Here is a 17922-nt window from a genome sequence, read left to right on the forward strand (position 1 = left end):
ATCAACGTCCCCAGATCATCACTCGACCCACGCGACTTCGACGACAGACTCGTCAGAACCTGCGCCCCCATGTCGAACTTCATTCAATCCCCCTGCCGAGCCGAACGAACAAATGCACGGATCATGCCTATCAACTCCCCGACACCGAAGGCAATCGAAGACCACCAGGCTGTGGACAGTCTGTGACACAGCCACCGAATCACAGTACGGGTGACGAGGCCCGGAGGCGGAGCGCTCGACCGGAGCGCGGAGACGGAAGCCCTCCGGCGCGACGGGACCCCGATGACCTCGGGCCGTCCTTCATGCCGTGCCCACGACCGCCAGCTCGATGAATGCGGCGGCTTCGATTTCGGTGATCCCGGCACGGCCGGACTCGTCGTGGCCGGGTTCGCACAACCGGAGGTGATCGGTCGGCTCCCAGCGGAGGTCGTGGGTGAACGCCTCGTCGTACGTCCGGCCGTCGTCGACCCGGCGCCTGACGATGCCGCGCGGGCCGCCCGCCCCCGGATGCCCTTCACCGGTCCTCGCGAAGTATGTGATCTCGCCCTCGGCGTCCAGGGCGTCCAGGGTCGCGGGGGCAAGTGTGCGGAACGGGCGGGCCGAGAGGTTGCTCTCCACCGTCCCGAGCCGCAGCATCGCGCCATCGAGGTCGATGAACTCCTCGACGAAGTAACCACCACCCCGCTCGTACATGAGCAGAAGCGGCTCATAGGGGTCATCCGGAAGATCTCGGGGCAACTCGCCTCCGGCGCCCCGCAGCACGGCCCACCGGACGGCGCCCCGGCACGTCTTTTTGAGCGAGGACGGAGCCAGGCCCGTGAGTACCGCTTCCAGTTCGGTGGCGACATCGGACGGCGTCCGGACCCCGGGGGTGACATGCTCCGCGATGTCGAAGAACGGCCATGACTCCTCGGCGCGGTACGCCCGGGCCCAGCCGGCCGCACGGCGCAGATATTCACGCATCAGCAGAGCGCGCGAATTCGCGTGCTCGTAGGCCGCCGAGTCGTCGTTCCAGTCGATGGCACGCAGCCGTTCGAGCACGAGGAGCGGAAGGTCATCTGCCACTTCGGGTCCGGCCCCCTTCGTTTTCGGCCCCTTTGAGGAAAACATCGTCCGGACGGCTGCCGGTGAACCCGCCGTGCAGGCCGTCCATGCCCTTCAGCATAAAATTGCGGTTCGCGCGGAAGACCGCAGGGCATCGGGGGAGGCCGTCACCGATCGACCGGGCGTCACGGGCCGGATCCGATGCCGCCGGGGCGCCGCTTCCTCACGCTCTGAGACAGAATGCCGTTTGGCACAAGCCGTGTCGCCGCCGGCCACTATCCACTTCCGCGCCTGCTGCACAGCTGTTTCACGTCCGCACCGTGTGTGCGGACCGCGCGACGACTCCTGGAGTGCAGATTGACTACGACGTTCCGCTCCCGTATCACCGCCCGGATCGGGCGCAGCTACCTGTCCAGGATCCAGAAGTACGGGATCGGCTCATCCACGGTCAGGCTGCTGCCCGACGACCTGCTGATGATGCTGCGCAGAGACGGCCTCGACCCGGTGGACAAACTGGCCAGGACCCGGGCGAAGCGGCCGGTGCACAAGGTTTCGTTGCCGTTCGGCATGGACGCCTGGGTGGTCAGCGGCTACGAGGAGTCGAAGGCCGTCCTCGGCTCGGCCGACGGGTTCAGCACCGACTTCGCCCACCTCGCGACGAACGCCGGAGTGGCCGCCGAGCAGAGCCCCGGCGGGCTCGGCTTCAACGATCCGCCGGTCCACACCAGGCTGCGCCGCATCCTGACCCCGGAGTTCACCATGCGCCGGCTGCGGCGGCTGGGCCCCAGGATCGACGCCATCGTGGAAGAGCGCCTCGACGCGATGGCGGCCGCCCGGGGTCCGGTCGACCTGGTGCAGGAGTTCGCGCTGCCGATCCCCTCCCTCACCATCTGTGAACTGCTCGGCGTGCCCTACGAGGACCGTGACGACTTCCAGCAGCTCGCCATGGACCGCTTCGACCTGTTCGCCGGAACGACCGCGCCCTTCGGCGCGATGTCGGAGTCGCTGACGTACTTCAGGGACGTCGTCAAGGCGCAGCGCGAGAAGCCGGGCGACGGCCTGCTCGGCATGATCGTGCGGGAGCACGGCGACGACGTCGACGACGAGGAACTCGCGGGCCTCGCCGACGGTGTGCTCACCGGCGGGTTCGAGACGACCGCCAGCACCATCGCCCTGGGCTCCCTGGTGCTGCTGCAGAACGGGGACGTGCTCGACCGAATACGGCATGACGACGCCATGACCGCACCCTTCGTCGAGGAGGTGCTGCGCTACCTCTCGGCGGTGCAGATCGCCTTCCCCCGGTTCGCCCGCCGGGACATAGAGATAGGCGGAGTGGTCATCCCGCAGGGTGACATGGTGCTCTGCTCGCTGAGCGCCGCCAACCGCGATGCCGGGTACGTGGGCGACGACGGGCGCTTCGACCCGCACCGCACCCCCGCGGGCAGCCACCTCGCCTTCGGCCACGGCATCCACCGCTGCATCGGCGCCGAACTGGCCCGGATGGAACTGCGCACCGCCTACCCGGCCCTGGCCCGGCGGTTCCCCGGGATGCGGCTCGCGGTGCCGCCCCAGGACCTGGCCTTTCGCAAGCTGTCCATCGTCTACGGCATCGAATCGCTGCCGGTGCACCTGAGCTGAACGGACCGGCGCCCGTCCGGTGGATGCGCCGCGCACGCGGCGCGCCCCGGAAGCGCACCCCCGCCCGTCGCGCCGACCCGATGACGACCCGGTGACGCCCCACCGCCGACCCGACGGGCCTCCCGCCTACCGCTAGCGTGGACGGGCGGCCGGGCGCACCTTGTGATGCCGTGACCGGCGCACGATCATGGGCCCGTGCCGACTCGCGCCGGACCGTTCGACGTTGCTTCGGTACTGCGGGAGGTCGCGTTCAGCGAACGGACCGGACCCCGTGAACGGACCGGACCCCGTGAACGGACCGGACCCCGTGAACAGAAAGGGCGTGAGTGCGGGTGAATCCCTTCATGATGCTCGCCGCCGTCGCGGCCGACTGGCCCCGGCTCGGGCCGCTGCTCGGTCCCGACGCGCACCGGGCGCTGCGCGCGCCGCTGGCCGAGATGCGTACCGGCCTTCGGACCCGCGAGCCGGGAACCGGCCGGGACGCGGCGGACCGCGCGGTGCGCACCATGCTGGACGCGCTCCCGGAAAACGAGGCGGACCGGCTGCGCGGCGACGGCGCCACGAAACGGTTCGCGGGCTCGTCCCCGTCCGTCGTCCACGAGGGCTACGACGTCATGGACCTCTGCATGCTCGTGATCGACGGCAACCGGATGGTCGGCCCGCTCCTGGGCCCGGTGCGCGAACGCCTGCTGCGGGCCCCGGCGTCGAGCCCGCGCGGGACGGGCCCCGTCGACCCCCGGCTGATCGTCCTGACCCGTGAGTACGGGGAACGGCAGCTGCCCGCCTTCCAGTTCGAGGCCGGGGACATGCCGTGGGAGGTCGTCCTGGAGGTGGCCGACGTGCTCCGCGCCGACCGGGACCCCTGGGGCGCCGCCGACTGGTGGCTCTCCGCGAACGCGTGGACCGGCGCCCCGCCGAGCAGCCTTCTCGGTCAGGGGCGCGACCCCGAACTCCTGGGCGCCGCCCGCGCGCTGACCGTCACGGACGGGGATTGGTAGACCGTGCCCAAGTATCCGCCCCCCGAGGAACTGCCCGGCGAACCCGGCCGCGTCACCCTGCCCGCCGGCACCCTCGTCCACCGCGTCCACAGCAGCCACCGCGACCCGGTCGCCTTCAACCCCGAGCCCGCGCACGCCTTCTACTACGGCGGACGCTTCGACAGCACCCCGTACGAGAAGTACGGCTACCTGTACGTCGGGTTCGGCGTCGGCGCCGCCGTGTGCGAGGTGCTGCTGCGTTCGCTCCCCTTCGACGGCGGCGGTGACGGCGGTACGCGTCTGCTCCCGCGAGCCGCGTTCGAGCGCCGCAGCCTGTCCTTCCTGCGCCTGGCCACCGATGTGGACGTGGTGCCGCTGATGTCCGGCAGGGACCTGGCGGCGGTCGCCCAGGACTCGTGGCTCGTGCACGCCGAGGGCGCGGACTACCCGCAGACCCGCGACTGGGGCCACTGGATCCGCCGCCGGACCGCGCCCTGGGCGCAGGGCTTCGTCTGGCCCTCCAAACGCGAACCCGCGGACCGGGTGGCCGTCCTGTTCGAGGACCGGTGCGCGACACCACCGCTCGAACCCACCGGAGCCCCCCGGATCGACTTCGGGACCGACGAGGGCGAGCGATGGCTGAACGGTGTCCTCGCCCCGTACCGCACACAGGCCGCGCCACGACAGCAGGAATGGATGCGCTAGACATGCCGGGGAAGCCGTACGACCTCCAGGCCCTCACCTACGAGATCCAGCAGTCGCTCCTGGCCGCCAGGACCGACGCCCAGGACCTCACCCGCGCCGCCGATCTCGTACTCGACCGGCTCGGCTGCGACACGGCCGGCGAGGCGTGGGCGCGGCTGTACACCGACTGGCAGGCCCTGGAACGCGGGACCTTGATGTCCGGCATGCGCGCCGGACAGATCCTCGTCGTCCTCCCGACGCTGCGCTGGCACCAGTCGGTCGGAAGCCCGGACGAGGTGGACGAACTCCTGCGGGAGGCCGAGGCCCACGGACCGGAGGGCCGCTGGAAGGCGACGGTCGCCGCCACGAACAGCATGTCCGGACTGCAACGGATCGAGACCCCCGCCGAGATGGAGGCGGCGATCGCCCAGATCGAGCAGAATCGCGACGCCTTCCCGGCCGGCAGCCGGGAACGGGACGCGCTCGACGCGACCCACGCCGGACTCCGGGCCCACCTCGCCCAGGTCGGAGGCGGCGAGGACGATTTCGACTCGGCCGTGGAGGACCTGGCACGGCTGCGGAACTCGCCGGCCTTCGACGCCGGAACGCGCCTGGCCTTCGACGGACAGCTCGCCGTGTTCCGCGGGCACCAGGCCGTCCGGAGCGAGGACGCGGACGCGCTCGCCCAGCAGGTCGGCGAGTTGGAGGAGGTCGTCGCCCGGCTGTCCCCCGACCACATGGACCGGGTCGGGCTGGAGGCCAACCTCGACATCGCCCGGGCCAACCTGGAGATCCTGCGGGGCCGCGGCACCGCAGGCGTCTTCCCGGACCACTCCGCGATGATGGCCACCCCCGACATCGCCGAGGTACGGCGGCAGATCGCGCTGCTGCCGCGCGAGGGACAGATCGACCGGCTCGGCGAGGCGGGCATCAGCAGCGTCAGCCGGGCCATGTTCGCCGGCAACGCCCGAGGGGTCGTCGAGGCGACCCAGCTGCTCCGGGACGCCCTGGACCTCCTCGAACCCGACGACGACCGCTGGATCCGCAACGCCCTCTCGCTCGGCTCCGCCCACTGCGCGCTGGGCGGAATGGCGTCGGTCCCGCGCGCCGACCGGCCCGGCCACCTCGACCAGGGCATCTCCTGGCTGAAACACACCCTGCGCCTGGCCGGCGGCCCGGCGCACCCGCTGTGGAACACCATCGGGATGGCCCTGGCCTCGGGCTACCGGTTCCGCGGCGACAACCAGCTGTTCAACACCCGTGCCACCCGTCTCAACCACGCCGAGTCCCGCCGCATCGGCCTCGACGCGATGCGCGCCGCCACCTGGAGCGTCCTCCTCCAGTCCGGTACGGTGCACGCCGCCGAGACCGGCCGCCGGGCCGGCGAGCAGGCGCTCGGCGTGGCCCGCTGGTGCCTGACCGACGGCGCCCACGACGACGCCGTACGGGCCCTGGACGCCGGACGCGGCCTCGTCCTGCACGCGGCGACCGTCGCCGCCACCGTGCCCGACATGCTGGACGCCCTCGGGCAGTCCGGCCCGGCCGACGAGTGGCGGGCGGCGGGCGGCGTCGCACCCGAACCGGCCCCCGGGACCACCCCCACCGCCGCGCCCCCCGCCTCGGGCCCCTCCAGCCGGCTCCGGCGCCGAGTCCTCCAGGCACTCGCCGCGTCCCCGCACCGGCGGCGGCTGCTGGACGTCCCCACCCTCACGGACATCGGCCGGGCGCTGCGTGCCATGGGCCGCACCGCGCTGGTCTATCTGGTGCCCGGCGGCGACGGCGTGCCCGGCACGGCGCTGATCGTCTCCGCCGACGGCACGGCCAGGGCACTCGGACTGCCCCGGCTCACCGTCACCGCCGACGAGCTGACGGGCTACCGGGCCGTCGGAGCCCCGGGCCGTACCGCCGGTGGACCCCCCGAGGCCCCGACCCGGCCGCAGCCGGCCACCCGGACCGAGGGCCGCATCGCGCTGGAGCGGCTGTGCGACTGGGCGGGCAAGGCGGTGATGGAGCCGCTGCTCAAGGAAGTCTCCCGGGGCCGAAGGCAGGCCGGGGACCCGGCCCTGGTGCTGGTGCCGATGGCCGAACTGGGCGTCGTGCCCTGGCACGCCGCGCGCCTGCCCGACCGTCGCGGCACCCGGCAGTACGCATGTCACGAGGCGGAGATCTCGTACGCACCCTCCGCCCGCCTGCTGTGCGAGGTGGCCACCCGGCCCGCCGCCGACACCCGGCAGGCCCTCGTCGTCGGCGACCCGACCCGCGACCTCTTCCACGCGGGACAGGAGGCCGAGGCCATCTTCCGTGCCTTCTACCCGGACGGCGAACTCCTCGGCCCCGGCACCGCCACGCCCGCCGCCGTGACCGACTGGCTTGGCCGGCAGCGCGGCGGCGTGCTGCACCTGGCCTGCCACGGCGAGGTGCGGCAGGGCCGGCGGAACAGCGCGTACCTCAAGCTGTCCGGCGGGAACCTGAACGCCGAGGAACTGACCGAGGGCACCGCCCGCTACCCCCACCTGGAACTCGTCGTCCTGGCGGCCTGCAGCACCAACGTGTCCGGGCACGGCTACGACGAGGCGTACAGCCTGTCCACCGCGTTCCTCGTCGCGGGCGCGCGCTCGGTGCTCGGTTCGCTGTGGCCGGTGCCGGACGCGGCCACGTCCGTACTGATGTACATGACCCACCACTTCATGTGCCGGGCCGGCCGGACACCCGGACAGGCCCTGCGCGACACCCAGTTGTGGATGCTCGACAAGGGGCGCGGGGCGCCGGCCGGAATGCCCGCGAACATGGTTGCCCGCGTGCCGCTGATCGACGCCACCGACCCGACCGGCTGGGCGGGTTTCACGCACCTCGGATGGTGAGGTCAGGGCATACGGTGCGCACCGGCACCACGACAGTGCCCCACCGGCCCACGTCCCCGGCCGGACCCCCCGCGGTCCGGGGGCCCGTCGGCGGCGCGAGCCGCAGCACGGAGCCCGCGTCCCGGTCCGGCCGGCCCACGGCGCCGCGCTCCGCGCCAGGGGCGTCCGAAGACCAGGCCGGCAGCCGGAACGGGGCCACGTTCAGCTCGTTCTCCGCGACGATCAGCCGCAGCCAGTCCCGGGCGAACGAACCCCGGACCAGGGAACGGCCGGGCGGCAGCCGCAGCCACACCGGCTCGCCGTGCCGTGCCGTCCCCGCGTGCCCGGACGCCACGAAGTCGCCCTCGAACAGGGCGGGCGAGGACGCGTAGTCGTCCGCCAGATCCAGCAGTACGCACCACAGCATGCGCGGGGAGTCGTTGTGGACCCGGACCCGCACCTGCGGCTCCTGCCCGCTGCGCGTGTACGCGCAGACCACCTCGCCCGTCGCCGTGTGCCACAGGTCGCCGACGAGTGGTTCGACCGTCACCCGCACCAGCGACGACAGCCAGGGGTCGGGGTTGTCGAGGTCCTTCAGCTGATGCCAACGGGCGATGTGGGAAAGGCAGTCGACCACCCGGGCGGCATCGTCGGACGAACGCAGCGGCAGCGGGCCGACCGGATGCCCGTCGCCCCCGGTCACCCGGGCCAGGCCGCCCCCGACGTCCAGCCGCAGCGCCAGTCCCGGCCCGCCGGTGGACAGCATCGGCGCACCGGCCACGGCCGCCGTCATCATCCCGACGGCCGCCGGGTCACCGACGACCGTCACCGCGGCCGGAGGGAACGCCGGGGCCGACGGATTCACCCCGTGCACCGTGGTGAGATCGTCCCGCCCGGGCGTCCAGCCGGCCGGCTCCACCAGTGCCGACTCGGGGCGCAATTCCCGCACGACCACCACCCGCGGCCCGTCGGACCTTCCTCCGGCCGTCTCCTCGACCAGGGTGAACTCCGCTCCCACGGCCCGCAGTCCGTGCACCTGGCCGCAGTTGACCTCCCACCCCGAGACCGTGTGCCGGAGCAGGAACGGGGGGACGGACAGCGCGTCGCCGTGCAGGAAGCGCAGATGCTCCGGACCGCGCAGTTCGGGATGTTGCGCGTCGTACCGGCCACGCACCCGCTCCTCGGTGAGCGCGTGCGCCTTCCCGAGCGTGGCCGCCGGGCCGAGCCGCCGCAGCGCGTGCACCAGTGAATGGCTGAAGTACCCGCGCTGCTCGCCGTCCACCAGCGCCTCGTACGCGAGCTCCTGCTCCCGGCACGCGGCGAGCAGCACATGCCGCAGCGGCTCGGCGTCCTGCGCACCCGCACCGCGCGGAGCCCCGTCGCGGTCCGTACGCCACCACGGCTGCCAGGCCACCCGGCGCGAGCGCGCACCGGGCGGCGGATCACGGGTGATCCCGCCGGAGTGGCAGCAGTCGAGCACGGCGACCACATGCGCGCCGCCCGCCGCGATCTCGTCCAGCAGCGCCCCGAGTTCGGTGTCCTGGATCGGCTGACCGCCCGGGTCCAGGCTGTCGGCGCACACGAGCGCCTGACTGCGCCCGGTCGCCGTACGGGGACCGTCGCTCTCGTCCTCGCTGCCGTGCCCGCTGAACCACAACAGCGCCGTGTCGCCCGGACCGCCGCGCCCCAGGTGCCCCCTGATGCCCTCGACCACCGCCGCCCTGGTCGCCGCCCTGTCGCGCAGCGGAAGGATCCGGAGATCGGGACCGCCGTGCTGACGGAGCCAACTCTCCGCCTCCGCCACGTCGTTGACGCAACCGCCCAGCGGCTTGTCCGGATAGTCGTCGATGCCCACCAGGAGCGCGTACACGGTTCCCATGCGGTGATCCTGCCAGCCGGCCGGGCCGGTGGCAGGGCGAATCCGGGGCGATTGCCGGGCGGACACGCACCACTCGATGCGCGGCCCTCGTACGGAGGGTTGACTGCTGACGGAGATTCACCAAGATCGGATCCGCGGCACACCCGCCGCCCGGTTCAGGAAGGAAGAACGGCGTGACTTTCGGGGGACACAATCCGTACGACCCGTCGTGGCGGCCGAACGGGCAGCCACCGCCACCACCGGGCGTGCCCCCGCAACCGGGGCCGTATCCCTACCCCGGGCCGTATCCGCCCCAGGGCCCGCCGCCCCACCGCCCGTACGTCCCGCACCGCTCGGTGTGGCAGCAGTTCCGCGACGGCGACTGGCCCCCGCTGATGGAGGTGTTGCGGGCGCTGCCCATCCACGGGTGCGTGTGGGCCCTGCTGGTGTGCTGCTTCTGGCCCCTGCTCATGCTCGGCCTGGCCTACCCGCTGGCCCGCACGGCCCGCAGGCAGGCGCACCTGAGGTTCCCCCCGCACGCGCACCGCCGCATCGTGGACCCGCAGGTGGTGCGCGTGCAGCAGATCAGGGCCTGGGCCGCGCTGGCCACGTCGTTCCTGATCCTCCTCGTCTACGGCACCGAGGCGGACTTCGCGGAGGTCCAGGAGCAGTACGCGCTCCGGCTCGCCTTCACCCCGTGGCTGCTGCTGCTCAGCGCGCCGCTGGTGATCCTGGTCCTGTTCCGGATCGCACCCGAGGCCGCGCGGCCGGGCATGCGCGCACGCCTGCGCCCGGCGGTGCGCTCGGCCCTGATGTACTTCGGCGCGCTCACGTCGGTGCCGCTGCTGGCCATGGCCGTCTTCCTCATCGGCCAGAACATGGAGGCATACATCTTCACCCCGTTCGTCTCGCTCGCCCTGGCCGCCCCGGTGGTGTGGATGCTGTTCTTCGTGTTGTTCGCGTCGCGGACGATGATCCGCACCGTGTTCGGCACCTCCGAGGTGCACGCCACGCTTCCGGCCCTGCTGACCGGGGTGCTGGTGTGGGAGCTGGCGGTCGTCAACCTGCTCATGAGCGGGATGCCGCCGGGCCCGCCGCTCGTCCAGCTCTGCGCCGTGATAGGCGGGCCGGCCTCGGTCTCGGCCGTGGCCTGGTGGGAGATCGACCGCCTGCGCACGAGGTACGGGGTGACCCTGCGGGGCCGGCAGCTGCCCTGAGAACCCGCCGGCCGGGCCGGGCCCGCTCCCTCGGCGGAACCCGCCGGCCGGGCCGGGCCGGGCCCGCTCCCTCAGCACTCGATGATGTTCACCGCGAGCCCGCCCCGCGCCGTCTCCTTGTACTTCACGCTCATGTCCGCGCCGGTCTCCTTCATGGTCTTGATGACCTTGTCGAGGGAGACCTTGTGGCTGCCGTCGCCGCGCAGCGCCATCTTCGCCGCCGTGACGGCCTTGACCGCGGCCATGCCGTTGCGCTCGATGCACGGGATCTGGACCAGACCGCCGACCGGGTCGCAGGTGAGGCCCAGGTTGTGTTCCATGCCGATCTCGGCGGCGTTCTCGACCTGCTCGGGGGTGCCGCCGAGGACCTCGGCGAGGGCGCCGGCGGCCATGGAACAGGCGGAGCCGACCTCGCCCTGGCAGCCGACCTCGGCGCCGGAGATGGAGGCGTTCTCCTTGAAGAGCATGCCGATGGCACCGGCCGCGAGGAGGAAGCGGACGACGCCGTCCTCCTTCTCCGCCTCGGTGGCGCCGCCGGCCGCGAAGTTCATGTAGTAGTGCAGGACCGCCGGGATGATGCCCGCGGCGCCGTTGGTGGGGGCGGTGACGACCCGGCCGCCCGCCGCGTTCTCCTCGTTGACCGCCATCGCGTAGAGGGTGATCCACTCCATCGCGTGGGTCTGCGGGTCGCCCTCGGCCCTCAGCTGGCGGGCGGTGTTCGCGGCGCGGCGGCGGACCTTGAGGCCGCCGGGCAGGATGCCCTCGCGGGACATGCCGCGCGAGACACAGGCCTGCATGACGCGCCAGATGTCCAGCAGCCCCGAGCGGATCTCGTCCTCGGTGCGCCAGGCCTTCTCGTTCTCCAGCATCAGCGAGGAGATGGACAGCCCGGTGTCGTGGGCGAGCCGCAGCAGCTCGTCGCCGGTGCGGAAGGGGTGCTTGAGCACGGTGTCGTCGAGCACGATCCGGTCCTCGCCCACCGCGTCCTCGTCGACGACGAAGCCGCCGCCGACCGAGTAGTAGGTCTTCTCCAGGAGCACCTCGCCCTCGTGGCCGAAGGCGAGGATGGTCATGCCGTTCGCGTGGTACGGCAGGGCCTTGCGGCGGTGCAGGATCAGCTGCTCGTCGGCGTCGAAGTCGATCTCGTGCATGCCGAGCAGGTTGATCCGGCCGGTGGAGCGGATCTGCTCCACCCGGTCGTCGGCGGACTCCACGTCGACGGTGCGCGGCGACTCGCCCTCCAGGCCGAGCAGTACGGCCTTGGGGGTGCCGTGGCCGTGACCGGTCGCACCGAGCGAGCCGTACAGCTCGGCGCGTATCGAGACGGTGTGGGCGATCAGCCCCTCGTTCTTCAGCCGGCGCGCGAACATCCGGGCGGCGCGCATCGGGCCGACCGTATGGGAGCTGGACGGGCCGATGCCGATCGAGAACAGGTCGAAGACCGAGATGGCCACGGTGACTCCTCAGGGGTTGGTAGACGTCGCTGTCTGCCGGGTGGTGCGGTGCGGTATGGGCCGGGCGGCCCGGAGGGCGGGGGCATGGGACGGGGCACCGCGCTCACAGTTCAGTGTGCGCGGTGCCCCGCCCCAACGTGTTACCAGAACTTGTCCGGACTACTTCAGGCCGGGGTACAGCGGGAACTTCCCGGCCAGCGCGACGACGCGGGCCTTCAGGGCGTCCGCGTCGTACGACGGCTTGAGGGCGGCGGCGATGATCTCCGCGACCTCGGTGAAGTCCTCGGCCTGGAAGCCGCGGGTCGCCAGGGCGGGCGTACCGATCCGCAGGCCCGAGGTGACCATCGGGGGCCGGGGGTCGTTCGGGATGGCGTTCCGGTTGACCGTGATGCCCAGCTCGTGCAGCCGGTCCTCGGCCTGCTGGCCGTCCAGCTCCGAGTTGCGCAGGTCGACGAGGACCAGGTGCACGTCCGTACCGCCGGAGAGGACGGAGACGCCGACCTCGGTGACGTCCGGCTGTACCAGGCGCTCGGCGAGGATGCGGGCGCCGTCCAGGGTGCGCTGCTGGCGCTCCTTGAACTCCTCGGTCGCCGCGACCTTGAACGAGACCGCCTTGGCCGCGATCACGTGCTCCAGCGGACCGCCCTGCTGGCCCGGGAAGACCGCCGAGTTGATCTTCTTGGCGAGTTCCTGGGTGGAGAGGATCACACCGCCGCGCGGACCGCCGAGGGTCTTGTGCGTGGTGGTCGTGACGACGTGGGCGTGCGGCACCGGGTTGGGGTGCAGCCCCGCGGCCACCAGACCGGCGAAGTGCGCCATGTCGACCATCAGGTACGCGCCGACCTCGTCCGCGATGCGGCGGAAGGCGGCGAAGTCCAGCTGACGGGGGTACGCGGACCAGCCGGCGACGATCAGCTTCGGCTTGGACTCCTTGGCGAGGCGCTCGACCTCGGCCATGTCCACGACGCCGGTCTCGTCGACGTGGTACGGGACCACGTTGTAGAGCTTGCCGGAGAAGTTGATCTTCATGCCGTGGGTCAGGTGACCGCCGTGGGCCAGGTTCAGGCCCATGATCGTGTCGCCCGGCTTGAGCAGCGCGAACATCGCGGCGGCGTTGGCCTGCGCACCGGAGTGCGGCTGGACGTTCGCGGCCTCGGCGCCGAAGAGCGCCTTGATGCGGTCGATGGCGATCTGCTCGACCACGTCGACGTGCTCGCAGCCGCCGTAGTAGCGGCGGCCGGGGTAGCCCTCGGCGTACTTGTTGGTCAGGACGGAGCCCTGGGCCTCCATGACCGCGACCGGAGCGAAGTTCTCCGAGGCGATCATTTCGAGGGTGGACTGCTGACGGTGGAGCTCGGCGTCGACGGCGGCGGCGACGTCGGGGTCCAGCTCGTGGAGGGATGAGTTGAGAAGCGACATCAGGTGGTCCCTTGGGGTCTTTAGTTGCCGGAGAACTCGGTGTACTCGTCGGCGGAGAGCAGGTCGGCCGGCTCCTCCGTGACGCGTACCTTGAACAGCCAGCCGCCCTCGAAGGGAGCGGAGTTCACCAGCGACGGGTCGTCCACGACGTCCTGGTTCGCCTCGGTGACCTCGCCGGTGACCGGGGAGTACAGGTCGCTGACCGACTTGGTCGACTCCAGCTCACCGCAGGTCTCGCCCGCGGTCACCGTGTCACCGACCGCGGGGAGCTGGGCGTAGACGACGTCGCCGAGCGCGTTGGCCGCGTACTCGGTGATGCCGATCGTGGCCACACCGTCCTCGACGGCCGACAGCCACTCGTGCTCCTTGCTGTAACGCAGCTGCTGGGGGTTGCTCATGACCTGAATTCTCCTGTACGCGGGGGAGTGCTGATGAACGGTGGTCTTACGGTGTGAGACGCGACTGCGTCACTTCTCGATGAGCGCGGGGGTCACTTCTGGCGCTTGTAGAACGGCAGCGCCACGACCTCGTACGGCTCGTGGGTGCCACGGATGTCCACCGCGACGCCCTCGGTGCCGGGCGTGGCGTGCGCGGCGTCGACGTATGCCATGGCGATCGGCCTGCCCAGGGTCGGGGACGGGGCGCCGGAGGTGACCTCCCCGACGACCTGGACGCCGGCTCCGCCCACGGCGACAACGGGGTAGCCGGCGCGCGGCACCCGGCGGCCCTCGGCGACCAGGCCGACCAGCTTGCGCGGCGGAGCGGTCTCGGCGCGCTCGGCGGCGGCCTCAAGGGCCTTGCGGCCGACGAAGTCGCCCTCCTTCTCGAACTTCACGACCCGGCCGAGACCGGCGTCGAAGGGGGTGAGCTCCGTGGTCAGCTCGTGCCCGTACAGCGGCATGCCCGCCTCCAGGCGCAGCGTGTCGCGGCAGGAGAGCCCGCACGGGATCAGGCCCCGGGAGGCGCCCGCCTCGGTCAGCGCCTGCCACAGCCGCTCGGCGTGCTCGGGGGCGACGAACAGCTCGAAGCCGTCCTCGCCGGTGTAGCCGGTACGGGCGATCAGCGCGGGGACACCGGCGACCGTGCCCGGCAGACCGGCGTAGTACTTCAGGCCGTCCAGGTCGGCGTCGGTGACCGAGGCCAGGATGGCGGGGGACTCCGGGCCCTGGACGGCGAGCAGCGCGTACGCGTCCCGGTCGTCGCGCACCTCGGCGTCGAAGCCCTCGACGCGGGCCGTCAGCGCGTCCAGCACGATCTGGGCGTTGCCCGCGTTGGCGACGACCAGATACTCGGGGGCCTCCGCCTCCCCCAGCCGGTAGACGATCAGGTCGTCGAGGATGCCGCCGTCCTCGGCGCAGATCATCGTGTAGCGCGCCCGGCCCACGGCGACGGTGCCGATGTTGCCGACCAGCGCGAAGTTCAGGAAGGCCGCGGCCGCGGGGCCGGTGACGGTGATCTCGCCCATGTGCGACAGGTCGAAGAGTCCGGCCTTCGTGCGCACCGCGTTGTGCTCGTCGCGCTCACTGGCGTACCGCAGGGGCATGTCCCAGCCCGCGAAGTCGGTCATGGTCGCGCCCAGCGAACGGTGCAGGGCATCGAGGGCGGTGAGGCGGGGGGCGGTGCTCATGGATATGGCTCCCAGGGCATGACGACGAGGACGATCCCTCCCCATCTGTCATCGGAACCTGAGAGGTTCGCCGAGACCCCCTGGAAGGGTTCGGCTTGCACCTTGGGTGGAGCCGCGAAGCGGCCCGCTTTTCAGATCTGCCTCATCCACGCGGTACGGGGCCTGAGAGATTCAAGGGAGGAACTTGCTCCTTCGGCGCCCGGCACAGGTAGTGACCGGAACTCTCCCGCGCGGATTCGAACGGCCTTTATGCAGTTGGCCGGGCCATCATCGCACGCATCGGGCCGGAGTGGGGCCCCGGTCCCCCGCCGGAAATCACCGGCGTGGACGGTTGTGCCGCATTACCTTTTCTTTACACTTCAGGGGCATACGTGGGGTGATCCGACAGGGGGAGGGCGATGACGTTGCAGCGGTACGCGACGACCGCGGGGTTCGCACACGGGGCGATGCCCGCACAGCCGGGGGCCCCGGCCAGGGAGATGTCGGGGCGCGCGCCCGTCGTACGGGATCTGCGGGAGCGGGCCGGGCGCAGCCCGCGCGCCCTGCGGTTCGCGGCGGGCGACGTGGTCGTGGTCTCCGGGCTGCCCGGCAGCGGCAAGTCGACGCTCATCCGGCGCGCGGTGACGACGGCGCACGCCATCGACTCCCAGGACACCCGGGACCGCTGGGCGCGGTCCGTGCCCCGGTTATTCCCGTACGCCCTCTACCGCCCGCTCGTCCGTGCCGCCCACTACTGGGGGCTGTGGCGGGTGCTGCGTTCCGGGGTGTCCGTCGTCGTCCACGACTGCGGGACGCAGTCCTGGGTGCGCGGCTGGCTGGCCCGGGACGCGCGGCGCCGGGGCCGGGCGCTGCGGCTGGTCCTGCTCGACGTCACGCCCGAGACCGCGCGGGAGGGCCAGCGCGAGCGCGGACGCGGCGTATCGGGATACGCCTTCGCCCGGCACCGCAGGGCGGTGGGCAGGCTGCTGCGGGCGACGGAGAAGGGGCTGCTGCCGCCCGGATGCGGCTCGGCGGTGCTGCTGGACCGGGAGGCGGCGGGGCGGCTCGCCCGGATCGAGTTCACCGGCGGGCCGCCCGGCGGGCGGTAGCGGGGCGGAGCCGCTTCGGGGCCGGGCGTTAATCTTCTGCCGGAAGGCTTGGGCGAGAAGGGGAAGCAGTGGACGTTCCGGCGCAGGTCCAGTCCCATCCGCAGGGCGGATGGCCGGGCAACGAGCTCGAAGAAGTGCTGATGGCCTCGGTGGGCAGCCCGGAGGCGGGCGGACGGCTCGTCGAGGTGCTCGGCCGCAGCCAGGTCTGGGTACCGCTGCCCAACGGCGGCGGTCCGGACTCGGGGGCCCTGGACCTGCCGACGACGGAGATCGAGGGCGCCCCGTACGTCCCGGTCTTCAGCTCCGAACAGCAGTTCCTCGCCTGTGTCGGCGCCCACATGTCCTTCACCGTCGCGCCCGCCCGCGACTTCGCCCGCGGACTGCCCCCGCAGCTCGGCATCGCGGTGAACCCGGGCGGCGCGGTCGGGATGCCGCTGCCGCCGCCCGCCGTGGCCGAACTCTGCCGGGCCGGGCGCACCCCGCTGGACGGGCCGGCCGGCGGCGGCAGGGTCCGGCTGTACGAGCCGGACTGGAAGGAGGAGCCGGTCGACTTCCTGGCCGCCGCGGCCGGTGAGTTCGAGGAGAGCGGTGTGGTGCTCTCCGCCCGCCGGGCGCTCGCCAGCATCGAGGGAGGCGACCCCGTCCTCTTCATCGGTGTCGAGTTCTCCACCTGGGACGGCGCGGGGCGCAACGCCCCGATGGACGCCCTCGGCCGCGCCCTGGGCCGGGTCGGGGTTCCCTGGCCGGTCAATCTCGTACTGCTCGACGTGGCACAGGACCCGGTCGGCGACTGGATGCGGGAGCGGATCCGGCCGTTCTACCAGCGAGCGGGCATATAGAACACGGCGCGGGACCTCCGCCGGGCACCGGTGGGGAACACCGCCCGGACCCATGACGTCAAGTCGGTGTCAGGACCGGCGCATAAGCTGGTTTCATGGCTGGTGCCTCGGCATCACGCCGCACCCGTGTGCCCGGGGCGGCGGGCCGACACAGTGGATCGAAGAGGGGCGGGACCAGGTGAGTGCGTCAGGCACCGCGGCGGCCGGGCAGGTCGAGCACATGCTGCGCCAAGTGACGCCCGGGCGCTACGACGCGTACGAGGCGCTGCTGCAGGCCCTCGCGGGCGGCCGGATCTGGATGCTCCTCTGGCAGGGCCAGGCCGGCTCGCCCGACGCCCAGTACGGGAACATGGAGGTCGACGGCCTCGGCTACGCCCCCTGCGTGACCTCCGCCCAGGAGCTCTCGGCCAGTGGCTGGAACCGCGCCCATGAGCTGGTCGACGGCCGGGACATCGCCCGCACCCTCTTCCCCGACCGCTGGGGCATCTGGCTCAACCCGCACGCCCCGGGCGGCGGCGTGGGCGTCCCCTGGCTGGATCTGCGCCGGATCGCCACCGGCCTCGACCGGATGCCCGCCGGCCCGCTCCGGCTCACCGAGCCGGCCATCGAGATCCCGCAGTTCTACGCCCTGCTCACGCAGAACGCCCACCACACCCCGGCGATCCGCTCGCTGCGCCGCGCCTGGGTGCAGCCCGCGCTCGGCGTCCCGTACCTCACCATCGGCCTCGACCTCTACGACACGAGCCCGCCCTCGGTGGACGCGGCGCGCGCGATGATGCAGCAGTCGGTCTCCGCCGTCCCGGAGGGGCTGCCCGTCTCCACCGTCGCGATGTCCGACGAGTACGACCCGGTCGCGATGTGGCTGCGGGCCAACGCCCGCCCGTTCTACGACCGCGAGGCACACGCCCCGGCGGCCCCCGTCGCGGGCTACGGATACCCGCCGCAGAGCGCGTACTGACCCGTCCGGACACCCGGCCGCTCGTCCCCCGCACCGGGAGGGCCGGTGCGCCCTCCCGCCGTCCGTAAAGGGGCGGTTCACTCCCGGAAGCCCGAATGCGGCTGTACGTTCCCGATGTCCGGGAAGCGGCCATCGGGCGCCAACTCCCCGAATGTGAAGGCGTGTTCATCCGCGCCGCGGCCCACCGGGCCGCCCATGTCCGAGATTTCCGTGCTCGGCACAACTCGTGGTGAATGCGTCGTGAATCCGCGCGCATGCCCCCCTTCCGTATCAACTGAC

The 17922-nt window shown here is 72.2% G+C and carries 14 protein-coding genes and 1 riboswitch; of the genes, 8 read left to right on the forward strand and 6 right to left on the reverse strand.

The window, feature by feature from the left end; genetic code table 11:
* Positions 1-300 precede the first annotated feature (300 nt).
* Positions 301-1065, reverse strand: coding sequence for a hypothetical protein (locus ACGF8B_RS39645; protein ID WP_392747507.1), 765 nt, complete (start codon positions 1063-1065; stop codon positions 301-303).
* 336 nt (positions 1066-1401) lie between these two features.
* On the opposite strand from ACGF8B_RS39645, the gene ACGF8B_RS39650 reads away from it, so the two are divergent.
* The 4 genes from ACGF8B_RS39650 to ACGF8B_RS39665 all read left to right on the forward strand — a co-directional run bounded on the left by ACGF8B_RS39650 (position 1402) and on the right by ACGF8B_RS39665 (position 7204).
* Positions 1402-2682, forward strand: a complete 1281-nt coding sequence (locus tag ACGF8B_RS39650; RefSeq protein WP_342284127.1) for a cytochrome P450 — start codon at positions 1402-1404, stop codon at positions 2680-2682.
* 332 nt (positions 2683-3014) lie between these two features.
* Complete coding sequence (locus tag ACGF8B_RS39655) at positions 3015-3680, forward strand: hypothetical protein (protein WP_392747508.1); 666 nt, start codon at positions 3015-3017, stop codon at positions 3678-3680.
* Positions 3681-3683: 3 nt separating this feature from the next.
* Positions 3684-4364 (forward strand): RES family NAD+ phosphorylase, encoded by a 681-nt coding sequence (locus ACGF8B_RS39660; RefSeq protein WP_392747510.1) that lies wholly within the window; start codon positions 3684-3686, stop codon positions 4362-4364.
* 2 nt (positions 4365-4366) lie between these two features.
* Positions 4367-7204 carry a CHAT domain-containing protein gene (locus tag ACGF8B_RS39665; RefSeq protein ID WP_392747512.1) on the forward strand — a complete coding sequence of 946 codons (2838 nt, stop codon included), beginning with the start codon at positions 4367-4369 and terminating at the stop codon, positions 7202-7204.
* Here ACGF8B_RS39665 and ACGF8B_RS39670 read toward each other — a convergent pair.
* On the reverse strand, positions 7185-9062 hold the full coding sequence (locus tag ACGF8B_RS39670; RefSeq protein WP_392747513.1) for a caspase family protein: 1878 nt from the start codon (positions 9060-9062) through the stop codon (positions 7185-7187). The two genes, ACGF8B_RS39665 and ACGF8B_RS39670, sit on opposite strands and share 20 nt — an antisense overlap.
* 173 nt (positions 9063-9235) lie before the next feature.
* Between ACGF8B_RS39670 and ACGF8B_RS39675 the strand changes: the two genes are divergently transcribed.
* The gene (locus ACGF8B_RS39675; RefSeq protein ID WP_392747515.1) at positions 9236-10258 is read left to right on the forward strand and encodes a hypothetical protein; all 1023 of its coding nucleotides are present in this window, start codon (positions 9236-9238) and stop codon (positions 10256-10258) included.
* Between the two features lie 71 nt (positions 10259-10329).
* On the opposite strand, the gene ACGF8B_RS39680 is transcribed toward ACGF8B_RS39675, so the two are convergent.
* The 4 genes from ACGF8B_RS39680 to gcvT all read right to left on the reverse strand — a co-directional run bounded on the left by ACGF8B_RS39680 (position 10330) and on the right by gcvT (position 14758).
* Positions 10330-11712 (reverse strand): L-serine ammonia-lyase, encoded by a 1383-nt coding sequence (locus ACGF8B_RS39680; RefSeq protein ID WP_392747516.1) that lies wholly within the window; start codon positions 11710-11712, stop codon positions 10330-10332.
* Positions 11713-11871: 159 nt separating this feature from the next.
* A complete protein-coding gene (gene glyA / locus ACGF8B_RS39685) occupies positions 11872-13131 on the reverse strand; it encodes a serine hydroxymethyltransferase (protein WP_392747518.1) in 1260 nt (419 codons plus the stop codon).
* Between the two features lie 20 nt (positions 13132-13151).
* Positions 13152-13529 (reverse strand): glycine cleavage system protein GcvH, encoded by a 378-nt coding sequence (gene gcvH / locus ACGF8B_RS39690; protein WP_382926199.1) that lies wholly within the window; start codon positions 13527-13529, stop codon positions 13152-13154.
* 92 nt (positions 13530-13621) lie between these two features.
* Positions 13622-14758, reverse strand: coding sequence for a glycine cleavage system aminomethyltransferase GcvT (gene gcvT, locus ACGF8B_RS39695; protein ID WP_392747520.1), 1137 nt, complete (start codon positions 14756-14758; stop codon positions 13622-13624).
* 141 nt (positions 14759-14899) lie between these two features.
* A riboswitch (glycine riboswitch) is annotated at positions 14900-14997 on the reverse strand.
* A 159-nt stretch (positions 14998-15156) separates the two neighbouring features.
* Between gcvT and ACGF8B_RS39700 the strand changes: the two genes are divergently transcribed.
* The 3 genes from ACGF8B_RS39700 (at position 15157) to ACGF8B_RS39710 (ending at position 17643) form a co-directional block, all read left to right on the forward strand.
* Positions 15157-15846 carry an AAA family ATPase gene (locus ACGF8B_RS39700; protein WP_392747522.1) on the forward strand — a complete coding sequence of 230 codons (690 nt, stop codon included), beginning with the start codon at positions 15157-15159 and terminating at the stop codon, positions 15844-15846.
* A 68-nt stretch (positions 15847-15914) separates the two neighbouring features.
* A complete protein-coding gene (locus tag ACGF8B_RS39705) occupies positions 15915-16685 on the forward strand; it encodes an enhanced serine sensitivity protein SseB (RefSeq protein ID WP_392747523.1) in 771 nt (256 codons plus the stop codon).
* Between the two features lie 178 nt (positions 16686-16863).
* The gene (locus tag ACGF8B_RS39710) at positions 16864-17643 is read left to right on the forward strand and encodes an enhanced serine sensitivity protein SseB C-terminal domain-containing protein (RefSeq protein ID WP_386895170.1); all 780 of its coding nucleotides are present in this window, start codon (positions 16864-16866) and stop codon (positions 17641-17643) included.
* Positions 17644-17922 lie beyond the last annotated feature (279 nt).

The sequence above is a fragment of the Streptomyces sp. NPDC047917 genome, assembly GCF_043204345.1.
Classification (GTDB): Bacteria; Actinomycetota; Actinomycetes; order Streptomycetales; family Streptomycetaceae; genus Streptomyces; species Streptomyces sanglieri.

Excerpts from the sequence above, each read along its gene's own strand:
- gcvH (WP_382926199.1), bottom strand. The coding sequence starts at position 13,529 with ATGAGCAACCCCCAGCAGCTGCGTTACAGCAAGGAGCACGAGTGGCTG.
- ACGF8B_RS39670 (WP_392747513.1), bottom strand. The coding sequence starts at position 9,062 with ATGGGAACCGTGTACGCGCTCCTGGTGGGCATCGACGACTATCCGGAC.
- gcvT (WP_392747520.1), bottom strand. The coding sequence starts at position 14,758 with ATGAGCACCGCCCCCCGCCTCACCGCCCTCGATGCCCTGCACCGTTCG.
- glyA (WP_392747518.1), bottom strand. The coding sequence starts at position 13,131 with ATGTCGCTTCTCAACTCATCCCTCCACGAGCTGGACCCCGACGTCGCC.
- ACGF8B_RS39700 (WP_392747522.1), top strand. The coding sequence starts at position 15,157 with ATGACGTTGCAGCGGTACGCGACGACCGCGGGGTTCGCACACGGGGCG.
- ACGF8B_RS39665 (WP_392747512.1), top strand. The coding sequence starts at position 4,367 with ATGCCGGGGAAGCCGTACGACCTCCAGGCCCTCACCTACGAGATCCAG.